Below are 1,257 nucleotides of genomic sequence, written 5' to 3'. Positions count from 1 at the left end.
GGCCGCGTCGGCGGACTCGAGCCTGGCGGCCAGTCGGCTGACCGTGTCCGGGGCGACCACACGGGGCACCAGGGTGGCCTGGGTCGTCTCGGCCAGGACCGTGAGCACCCCCAGCAGGGCCATGACCGCGGCCAGGTGGGCGAAGGTGAGCGCGTCCAGGGCCCAGGCGAGCACGAGGGTGCCCAGCAGGGCCGCTTTGGCCAGGTCGGTGGCCACGAGCAGGCGGGGGCTGAGGTGTCGGTCCACGAGGATGCCGATGGGGACCCCGAGGAGCAGGAAGCCCAGCCCCGAGAGGGTCATCAGCACGCCCATCTGGGCTGCGCCGACCCCGAGGGCCAGGACGGCGAGCACGTCGATGGCCACGTCGGTGGCCGAGCGGCCGCCAGCGTCGAGGGCGTTGGAGGCGACGAGCCAGCGGGCGCGCCCGAGCCTCTTCGCGGGCGCCGCGTTCTCGGGCGCGGTCGTGTCGTCAGTCAGGGGTGAGCTCACCACGGGAGTATCCCCTAGAGGTGAGGTGGATCACGTGGGGCGGGTGAGCCTGGGCGTGTCAGTTGCCGGCGGAAGATCGAAGCAGCCCGGTGCTGTCCGGGGTGGAAAGGACGTTTGACCGGGTTCCGCCCTGGCGTCGCTGGGGGTAGGAGGCCGCGGGGTGGGGAGGGCTCCTCCACACTTAGCCTCATGGACGCGTGGATTGGACTCGGAGGCGTGGTGCTGGGCGCTTTGATCGCGGGAGGGGCGACGTTCCTGACGGGCAAGCTGGCGGATGATCGCGCTCGACAAGCCGAGAGGAAGGAACATGTGGCCAGGGTTGGTGCTGAGTTCCTGCGTGAGGCCGACCGTGTTGAGCAGTACCTGCTCGACTACGTCCACGAGCATGCCGCTGTGCCCGGTGACAACGAGGAATGGGGTGAAACCGCTGAGTTGGCGCGGATCGCGTGGGAGCTGCGGCTGTTCGCCCCGCGTCCTGTGAACGACGCCGCTGCGGAGCTCGTGGATGTTCTCGAGGCATGGGAATCGGGCGTTGATGGGCGTGGCCGGGACGTCCTAGAGATCCACAAGCGATTCGTGAGCGTGTTGCGCGTTTATCTGCACGGTGAGGACGACTGAGGCGGGGCCGATCGTCCCCAGCCGCTGACGTGGTCACTGTGCATCCACCCCGAGCCACTATGAGCTTGTCTACCCGGGTATACCCCTTTACGCGCCTCGCCCGTCCACGAGACCATCACGTCAGAGACGGTCCCAAACCGGGTCCTTGGA

General features: G+C 68.7%; 2 protein-coding genes. One reads left to right on the top strand and one right to left on the bottom strand.

The genetic code is table 11. The features are described 5' to 3' along the window. A partial coding sequence (locus AC0VX0_RS12310) for an MFS transporter (protein ID WP_475452192.1) occupies window positions 1-489 on the bottom strand: 489 nt, incomplete at its 3' end. Window positions 490-678: 189 nt separating this feature from the next. Here AC0VX0_RS12310 and AC0VX0_RS12305 point away from each other — a divergent pair. After that, a complete protein-coding gene (locus tag AC0VX0_RS12305) occupies window positions 679-1,107 on the top strand; it encodes a hypothetical protein (RefSeq protein WP_129043571.1) in 429 nt (142 codons plus the stop codon). Window positions 1,108-1,257: the final 150 nt, after the last annotated feature.

This window comes from Micrococcus sp. iso_26 (assembly GCF_056172975.1).
Note: the sequence above shows the minus strand (reverse complement) of the source record. Positions and strands in the feature narration are given on the sequence as shown.